General features: G+C 59.0%; 9 protein-coding genes. 4 read left to right on the forward strand and 5 right to left on the reverse strand.

Translation table 11 applies throughout. The annotated features are described in order from the left end of the window. The first annotated feature begins 130 nt into the window (after positions 1-130). Both F8N43_RS28050 and F8N43_RS28055 read left to right on the forward strand, forming a co-directional pair. Positions 131-1288, forward strand: a complete 1158-nt coding sequence (locus tag F8N43_RS28050) for a cysteine desulfurase family protein (RefSeq protein WP_150635781.1) — start codon at positions 131-133, stop codon at positions 1286-1288. A 64-nt stretch (positions 1289-1352) separates the two neighbouring features. After that, positions 1353-3161, forward strand: coding sequence for an aminopeptidase P family protein (locus tag F8N43_RS28055; RefSeq protein ID WP_150654660.1), 1809 nt, complete (start codon positions 1353-1355; stop codon positions 3159-3161). On the opposite strand, the gene F8N43_RS28060 is transcribed toward F8N43_RS28055, so the two are convergent. Further along, positions 3154-4074 carry a LysR family transcriptional regulator gene (locus tag F8N43_RS28060; protein ID WP_191630164.1) on the reverse strand — a complete coding sequence of 307 codons (921 nt, stop codon included), beginning with the start codon at positions 4072-4074 and terminating at the stop codon, positions 3154-3156. The genes F8N43_RS28055 and F8N43_RS28060 overlap by 8 nt on opposite strands. Before the next feature lie 104 nt (positions 4075-4178). Here F8N43_RS28060 and F8N43_RS28065 point away from each other — a divergent pair, with 104 nt between their 5' ends. Continuing rightward, the gene (locus F8N43_RS28065; RefSeq protein WP_150654661.1) at positions 4179-5177 is read left to right on the forward strand and encodes a zinc-dependent alcohol dehydrogenase family protein; all 999 of its coding nucleotides are present in this window, start codon (positions 4179-4181) and stop codon (positions 5175-5177) included. On the opposite strand, the gene F8N43_RS28070 is transcribed toward F8N43_RS28065, so the two are convergent. Beyond that, positions 5174-5764 carry a 2-hydroxychromene-2-carboxylate isomerase gene (locus tag F8N43_RS28070; RefSeq protein WP_150654662.1) on the reverse strand — a complete coding sequence of 197 codons (591 nt, stop codon included), beginning with the start codon at positions 5762-5764 and terminating at the stop codon, positions 5174-5176. The genes F8N43_RS28065 and F8N43_RS28070 overlap by 4 nt on opposite strands. Positions 5765-5800: 36 nt before the next feature. Further along, a complete protein-coding gene (locus tag F8N43_RS28075) occupies positions 5801-6529 on the reverse strand; it encodes an SDR family oxidoreductase (RefSeq protein ID WP_150632160.1) in 729 nt (242 codons plus the stop codon). Positions 6530-6619: 90 nt separating this feature from the next. On the opposite strand from F8N43_RS28075, the gene F8N43_RS28080 reads away from it, so the two are divergent. Next, positions 6620-7180, forward strand: a complete 561-nt coding sequence (locus F8N43_RS28080; protein WP_150654663.1) for a TetR/AcrR family transcriptional regulator — start codon at positions 6620-6622, stop codon at positions 7178-7180. 9 nt (positions 7181-7189) lie between these two features. Here the strand turns inward: F8N43_RS28080 and F8N43_RS28085 are convergent, their stop codons facing one another. After that, positions 7190-7471 (reverse strand): hypothetical protein, encoded by a 282-nt coding sequence (locus F8N43_RS28085; RefSeq protein WP_150632159.1) that lies wholly within the window; start codon positions 7469-7471, stop codon positions 7190-7192. Positions 7472-7640: 169 nt separating this feature from the next. Then, positions 7641-8528 (reverse strand): threonine/homoserine exporter RhtA, encoded by an 888-nt coding sequence (gene rhtA, locus F8N43_RS28090; protein ID WP_150632158.1) that lies wholly within the window; start codon positions 8526-8528, stop codon positions 7641-7643. Between the last annotated feature and the right edge of the window lie 380 nt (positions 8529-8908).

Genomic DNA, 8908 nt, shown 5'->3' on the forward strand with positions numbered 1-8908 from the left:
TTAAGCTCGACTTCAGGAGCGTTCCTACGCACTTTTCAATGAAGTCGTACTTCTATTACGCATCCGATCAGGTATTGCTGGTTGACTGGTTCCCAGCACCTGATCCCGGAACAAGCTCTGCGAGTCTTTTATGAATAAACGTCCGTTGTATTTCGACTACGCCGCCACCACGCCGGTGGATGAGCGGGTCATCAAGGTCATGGTCGAGTGTCTGGGGTTTGCCGGGAATTTCGGCAATCCTGCGTCCAGCTCCCATGCATTCGGCCAACAGGCCCGGCAATCGGTCGAGCAGGCGCGACTGCAAGTTGCCGCACTCGTGGGTGCGCAAGCGGAGCAGATCGTCTGGACTTCCGGCGCTACCGAATCGAATAACCTCGCCCTCAAGGGCGTAGCCCAGGCGCGCGGAGTGTCCGGCGGCCACATCATCACCAGCCAGATCGAACACAAGGCAATTCTCGACACCGCGAAGCAATTGCAGGATGCCGGCGTTGCCGTGACGTATCTGGTGCCCGACGCGCAAGGTTTGATTACCCCGCAAGCGGTCAGCGAAGCGCTGCGCGAGGACACCTTTCTGGTGTCGCTGATGCTGGTCAATAACGAATTGGGCACGGTCAATGACATCGCGGCCATCGGCGAGGTCGTGCGGGCCCGCGAGGCGTTGTTCCATGTCGACGCCGCTCAGGGCGCGGGAAAAGTGGCGATCGACCTGGCGCACTTGCCGGTGGACCTGATGTCGTTTTCGGCGCACAAGATCTATGGTCCCAAAGGCATCGGCGCGCTGTATGTCGGGCCTCGAGCGCAACAGCGTTTGCAGGCACAGATTCACGGTGGAGGCCATGAAGGTGGCTTGCGCTCCGGGACCCTCGCGACGCACCAGATTGCTGCCATGGGCGTGGCGTTCGCCTTGGCCGCGCAACTGTTCGATGAAGAGAAAGCCACTATCGCGCGTCTGCGGGAGCGCTTGCTTGAACACCTGCTGAGTATTCCCGGCGTTCGCCTCAATGGCAGTGCGACCCAGCGCATCCCTCACACCTTGAGCCTGACCTTCAGCGAAGGTGAGTTCAATTCCGCGGCGTTGAGCGCCTCGATCGCGTTTTCCGCGACTTCGGCCTGCAACTCCGCGAGCAATGCTCCGTCCCATGTGCTGCTGGCACTGGGGCATGACGCTCGCTCGGCGGGCCGCACCATTCGCTTGAGCCTGGGACGTTTCACCACCGAGCAGGACATCGACCAGGCGGCCCAACTGATTAAGTCGGCCTGCGCCAGTGCTCCGGCATTCTGGCAATAAGGCCTTAAGTGCCGACGTTGATCGGCACTCAACAATAATGATGAAGTGATTAGCAGGAGACATGATGAGTACGCAGCCTTCGATCAATGGGTCGGTGCCCGAGCGCCTGGCACACACCCGCGAGCTGATGAGTCGGGAGGGCATTCATGCCCTGCTGGTGCCGTCGGCCGATCCGCACCTGTCGGAATACCTGCCGGGCTACTGGCAAGGTCGGCAATGGCTGTCGGGCTTCCATGGCTCGGTCGGTACGCTGATCGTCACGCCGGACTTTGCCGGTGTCTGGGCCGACAGCCGTTATTGGGAACAAGCGAGCAAGGAACTCAAAGGCAGCGGCATCGAACTGGTCAAGCTGCAACCGGGCCAGCCCAGCCCGCTGGACTGGCTGGCCGAACAAACCCCTGAAGGTGGCGTCGTCGCCGTCGACGGTGCGGTGATGGCCGTGGCCTCGGCACGCACGTTGGGCAGCAAGCTCGAAGAGCGCGGCGCCCGTCTGCGCACCGACATCGATCTGTTGAGCGAAGTCTGGAGCGACCGCCCGACGCTGCCGAACGAGCCGATTTATCAACACTTGCCGCCCCAGGCGACGGTCAGCCGTGGCGAAAAACTCGCCAACCTGCGTGAAGTGCTGAAAGAGCGGGGCGCCGATTGGCATTTCATTGCCACCCTCGATGACATCGCGTGGCTGTTCAACCTGCGCGGCGGCGATGTGTCCTTCAACCCGGTGTTCGTCTCGTTCGCGTTGATCAGCCAACAGCAGGCGACCCTGTTCGTGGCCCTGAGCAAAGTCAGCGCCGAGCTGCGCGCGATCCTTGAACAGGACGGCGTGACCCTGCGCGATTACCGCGAAGTGGCCGACGCGTTGCGCGCCGTGCCGAGCGGCGCGAGCCTGCAAGTCGACCCGGCACGTGTCACCGCCGGTCTGCTGGATAACCTGGACAGCGGCGTGAAACTGGTCGAAGGCCTGAACCCGACGACATTGGCCAAATCGCAGAAAAGCCTGGCCGATGCCGAGCACATCCGTCGTGCCATGGAGCAGGACGGCGCGGCGTTGTGCGAATTCTTCGCCTGGCTGGAGTCGGCGTGGGGCCGCGAACGCATCACCGAGCTGACCATCGACGAACACCTGACCGCAGCACGCACGCGTCGTCCGGATTACGTGTCGTTGAGCTTCAATACCATTGCCGCGTTCAACGCCAATGGGGCGATGCCGCATTACCACGCGACCGAAGAAGAACACGCGGTGATCGAGGGCGATGGTCTGTTGCTGATCGACTCCGGCGGTCAATACCTGGGCGGCACCACCGACATCACGCGGATGGTCCCGGTCGGTACGCCAACCGATGAGCAGAAGCGCGATTGCACGCGAGTATTGAAGGGCGTAATTGCTCTGTCCCGTGCGCAATTCCCTCGGGGTATTTTGTCGCCGTTGCTGGACGCCATCGCCCGCGCGCCGATCTGGGCGGAGAACGTTGATTACGGTCACGGCACCGGTCACGGCGTCGGCTATTTCCTCAACGTTCACGAAGGCCCGCAAGTGATTGCCTATCAAGCTGTTGCTGCGCCGCAAACCGCGATGCAGCCGGGCATGATCACCTCCATCGAGCCGGGCACCTACCGTCCGGGCCGTTGGGGCGTGCGGATCGAAAACCTGGTGTTGAACCGTGAAGCGGGCAAGAGCGAATTCGGTGAGTTCCTGAAATTCGAAACCCTGACCCTGTGCCCGATCGACACGCGTTGCCTGGAGTCGTCGCTGCTGACTCAGGACGAAAAACAGTGGTTCAACGCCTACCACGCGGAAGTGCGCGAGCGCTTGAGCCCATTGCTCGACGGTGCGGCCCTTGAGTGGTTGAACACCCGTACCGCCGCTATCTGATCGGCTTGAGTTCAGGCGCTGACGCCAGCGCCTGACTCATGTAGTCGACAAAGGCTATGACCCTGGCGGATTGGCGACGATTCGCCGGGGACACGGCATGCATCGGCAGTGACTGCGCGGTGTAGTCCTGCAGGATCGCGGTCACTCGCCCGGCCTGCAGATCTTCGCTGAATAGCCACACTGGCGACAGCGCAATTCCCATTCCCGCCAACACCATCTCGCGGATCGCCTCCGAGTTGTTGCTTTGCGCATTGCCCTTGATCCGCACGTCGTGACGTTGATTGTTCTTCTCGAACACCCATAAATTCTGACTGTTCAGCAGATTGAACTGCAGGCAATTGTGTCCGTTCAATTCTGCCGGGCTGTGCGGCTGGCCGTATTTTTTGAGATAGGCGGGCGCTGCGACGGTTACGCGGTGGGTGGTGCCGATGCGGCGGGCGATGAGGCCGCTGTCATTCAGCTCACCGATTCTGAACGTGACATCCAGCCCTTCGCTGACCAGGTCCTGATTTTGATCACTCAGTTGCAAGTCGATTTCTACGTCGGGATGACGTTCGAGAAATTGCGCCAGGCGCGGGGCAATCTGCAAACGCCCGAAGCTGACTGAGGAGCCGATGCGCAGGTGACCGGCAATGCGCTCCCGGCCGGACTGGAAACTGTGCTCGGCCGCATCGACGGCTGAGAGGATTCGTCGACATTCGTTGTAGTACCGCAGACCTTCATCCGTCAGGCAAAGCTGACGGGTGCTGCGGGTAATCAGTTTTCCACCCAGCCTGGTCTCGAGCGCCTTCAACACTTTGCTGATGGTGGGCTGGCTGGTCTGCATCTCTCGGGCAACGGCAGAAAAGCTGCCGCGTTCGACGACCCTTACGAAGATCGCCATTGCATTGAGTTTGTCCACGGGATCTCTCATTGATGCCAGACAGGCATGATCACTATAGCTATTTAGCGTCTTATCAGCATGGGGCGCTGGGGCGAAGATTTATCCCACAGCCACCTCTGACGGGAATATGCGAAATGACTGACTCACTTGAAATGCGCGCTCTGATTGTCGACTCGGCCAACGCGCCGCTACGCTTGGCTTCCATTCAACGGCCAGTGCCGGAAGCGGGGCAGGTGCTGGTGCGGATCAACGCCAGTGGGGTGAATCCTCTGGATGGGAAGATTCGTTCGGGCCAGGCCGCTCATGCGCGTCAGCCATTGCCGGCGGTGTTGGGCATAGATCTGGCGGGAGCCATCGAGTCAGTGGGGGAGGGTGTCAGTGGATGGCTGCCGGGTGATGAGGTTTATGCCATGGCCACGGGAATTGGCGGTGCGCAGGGTTCGTTGGCGGAGTACGCCGCGGTCGATGCCAGACTGCTGGCGCGCAAGCCAGGCAATTTGAGTATGCGTGAGGCGGCGGGGTTGCCGTTGGTGTTGATTACGGCGTGGGAAGGGTTGGTGGACCGGGCGCGGGTGCGTGCGGGGCAAAAGGTGCTGATTCATGGCGGTGCGGGTGGTGTTGGGCATGTGGCCGTGCAAATTGCCCGCGCCTTCGGCGCCCAGGTGTTTGCCACCGGTTCTGCCAGGCATCAGGCAATCATCGAAAGCTTCGGCGCAACGTTTATCGATTACCGCCAGTCTTCGGTCGGGGAGTATGTAGCGCAACATACGGATGGGGAGGGCTTCGATATCGTCTACGACACGGTGGGCGGCGAGACTCTGGATGCGTCATTCAAGGCCGCGCGGGTTTATCACGGCCATGTGTTGAGTTGCCTGGGGTGGGGGCAACACAGTTTGGCGCCGCTCTCGTTTCGTGGTGCAACCTATTCTGGCGTGTTCACGTTGTTGCCGTTGCTCACCGGTGTCGGGCGCGAGCATCACGGGGAGATTCTTGGTGAGGCCGCGCGCTTGATCGAGGCGGGCAAGCTGAAGCCGTTAATGGATCCTCGGGCGTTCACCCTGCAAACCGCGGAGGCCGCCCATGAGCTGCTGGTTTCCGGAGCGGCTCAGGGGCGGTTGGTCATCGAGATCTAACGCAGGGCTTCAATCACGAAGTCCAGTCGATCCTGGCCGAAGAACAGCTGGTTATCGATGAACATGCTGGGGGCGCCGAACACGCCGCGTTGCACCGCTTTATCGGTGTTGTCCTTGAGCGCTGCCTTGACGTCGTCATCGGCGGTCAGGGCCAGCACTTCATTGGCATCAAAGCCGTTCTGCGCCAGCACTGAAGCGACGGTCGCCGGGTCATCGAGGCTGCGTCCCTCGACCCAAAGTGCTTTAAACAGGCAGTCGATGAATGCCTGAAAGCGCTCGGGATGGCGCAATTGCATGCCCGTGACGGCACGCATCAGCATCAATGTATTAATGGGAAAGTGTGGATTGAACTTCAGAGGCACGCCATAACGTTTGGCGTAGCGGTCCAGGTCCTGAAACATGTAGCGGCCTTTGGCCGGAATGGTCGCGGGGGACGCGTTGCCGATGGCTTTGAAAACACCGCCCAGCAACATCGGAATGAAGATCAATTGGCTGTCGGTCTGCTCGCAGATTTTCGGCAGTTGGGTGTAGGCCAGGTAGGTGGCAGGGCTGCCGAGGTCGAAGTAGAACTCCACGGTTTTGCTCATGTTCAATGCGCTCTGTTTATTGTTATAGGGGAGGGCTTACCAGCGTTCGTTCCAGGGGCGCAGGTCCAGCTCGAAAGTCCAGGCGTCGCGGGGCTGACTGTGCAGGTACCAGTAGTTTTCGGCGATGTGCTCGGGATTGAGGATGCCGTCCTGATCCTTGGTGGCGTACTTCTCGGGAAAGGTCTCACGGATAAAGTCGGTATCGATGGCGCCGTCGATGACGACGTGGGCAACGTGGATATTCATCGGTCCCAATTCGCGGGCCATGCTTTGAGCCAACGCACGAATGCCGTGCTTGGCACCGGCGAACGCTGCAAAACCGGCGGCACCACGCAGGCCGGCGGTCGCGCCGGTAAACAGGATGGTGCCCCGTTGGCGCTGGGCCATGCGCTTGGCTACTTCACGGGCGTTGAGAAAGCCTGAGAAACAGGCCATTTCCCATATCTTGAAATACTTGCGGGCGGTTTCTTCGAGAATGCTGCAAGGCACATTGGCGCCGATGTTGAACACAAATGCTTCGATGGGCCCGATCTGGTTTTCAATCTGCTCGACCAGCGCAATTACCTCCTCTTCCTTGCGCGCATCACAGGCAAAACCATGAGCTTCACCGCCCTCGGCGTTGATGGCGTCCACCAACGGTTGGAGTTTGTCCGCGCTGCGTCGGGTAACGCACGCGACAAATCCTTCTCGAGCAAAACGTTTGGCAATAGCGCCGCCCGTTGCATCACCGGCGCCGACAACCAGTACGACCTTCTTGTTATTCATGGTGGCTCCTTTGCTAAACGATCGTTAACTAAACGAACGTTATGCTACGATTCGGCAAGCGTCAAGATGATCAACACTGAGGGCAAGACAATGCGTTACTCGGCCAATCACAAACTGGAAACCAAACAGAAGTTGCTGGAAAGCAGTGCGGTGTCGGCGAAGAAGTCGGGTTTCGCAACAGTGGGTGTTGATGCATTGATGAAAGCGATCGGCTTGAGTGGCGGTGCTTTTTACAGCCACTTTTCGTCGAAGGATGAGCTGTTCGCTTCAATTGTCGAGCGTGAGCTGGCTCAAAGTCTGGAGCGATTGGGGGCGGATCAGGACCGTGAGAGGCTCGAACGCTGCCTGAGGCACTATTTGAGTATGTCCCATGTTGAACACCCTGAATCGGGTTGTGCCTTGCCGGCATTGGGCGCGGAAATAGCCCGTTCAGACATATTGATTCGCCAGCAGGCGGAGAACTGGATTTGTCGGCTACAAGAGAGTTGGGCGCGGATTCTGGAGAGCGACAGCCTGGCATGGGCGATTCTGTCGCAATGCATCGGGGCGTTGGTTGTGGCGCGAATGCTGGCCACCCCTGACATCCAGCGTACGGTACTGAAGTCCAGTTACGATGAGATCAGCCGTCAGATCGCCGGTCCGCGGACCTGAAGAGGCGGCCTATTTGCAGATGACAATCATGCTGCGGCTGGTATAGCCAGCCGGGTTGAGACCAAACGGATAATCGCCAGGTTCTTCCACGCCATCCCCTGACTTCGCGATGACCTTGTATCCCTTGGGCGCGCAGGAGTTGGCTGCGCTGGTGTAACACTTATCCCAGGATGACGACAGTCCGGAACAGTTGATATGCAATCCTTTCTTGCCGCGTTTGGTATGAGTTTCCGAAGTCGCTGCGCAGCCCGCAACTGCAAGTACGGCGATCAGTAGCACAATTCGTTTCATTGCTGTCCTTATAGCGTCCCCGGATCTTTGTGCCCGGGTCTGGCTGTGTTCGCTTAAGCTTGAAGCGTTCTGGTATCCCTGTCGTGAAAAATCCATGTCTGACACTGGGTTGCGGACCTAAACATGGCCTAATTGCGGGGTAAATACCAGACCTTCGTCAAATCCTGTATCAATCCACCGCAACCGCAGGCTTGGCGGTACTGCCCATGGTCATGGTCGCGCCCACGGAAGCCAGAATGATGCACATGATAGCCATCCACTGTGACAGTGAGAGGTACTCATGGAGGAACAACAGGCCTGATAGTGCACCGAATGCAGGTTCAATACTCATCAGCGTGCCGAAGGTCCGAGCTGGAATTCGGGTAAGGGCGACCATTTCCAGCGTATAGGGCAGGGCGGTGGACAACAGGGCGACGCCAATCGCTACAGGGATCAGCGATGGCGTCAGCAGTGCCGCGCCAGCATGCACAATGCCGATCGGCGCTACGAACAGTGCGGCGATCATGACGCCCAGTGCGGCAGTCTGTACGCCATTGTCTGCACCGGCCTTCTGGCCAAATAGAATGTACAACGCCCAACAGACCCCTGCGCCCAAGGCATAACCCGCTCCGACCAGATCAATGCCGGCAGTCGTGGCACCCGTAGGTATTAACAGCAGCAACCCGACGGCGGCCAGGGCGATCCATAGAAAGTCGATCGCGCGACGTGAGGCATAAATGGCGACCGCCAATGGCCCGGTGAATTCCAGTGCTACCGCGATGCCCAGAGGGACGGTGCGTAGGGACATATAGAAGAGGAAGTTCATGCCGCCAAGTGCCATCCCGTACACAATGACAGTGCGCAAGGATTTTGCTGTGAGCTTCGCACGCCATGGGCGCAGGAGCACCAGCATGATCACACTGGCGAAAATCAACCGCAGAGTCGTTGTCCCCTGCGCACCGATAACAGGGAACATGCTCTTGGCCAGGGAGGCTCCGGACTGGATCGACGCCATGGCTATTAATAGCAGGCCAACCGAGAACAGGGTCGAGGCAAGGCTGCGAGGTTGATTATTCATTGCGTGGCATCGTCCAAGGCAGGAAGCAAGAGTGTTGCTTTGTGTGTTGGGCAATATACTGCGCATTCCTGGAGGTCGCGTCTATATATAAGCGGGGTTTTTGAACATCCTGATAGAAAAGCGTAATTAGGTGTTGACGGCAGATTCTGGAAGCCTATAATTCGCCCCACTTCCGGCGCAGTCGAAACGGAAAACTCCTTGGCAAACAAAGAGTTACGCAGTTTTCGGCAGCGAGTTGCTTCAGGTCATCGAAGCCCAGAAGGAGTTGGTTGAGCAGTGTGTTGTCGCTCAATTGACGGTTCGATCTTCTCGGTCGAAAGCGGAGAAAAAGAGGTGTTGACAGCAGCGAGTAACGCTGTAGAATTCGCCTCCCGCTAACG

Source organism: Pseudomonas fluorescens (assembly GCF_902498065.1).
Lineage (GTDB): Bacteria > Pseudomonadota > Gammaproteobacteria > Pseudomonadales > Pseudomonadaceae > Aquipseudomonas > Aquipseudomonas fluorescens_BJ.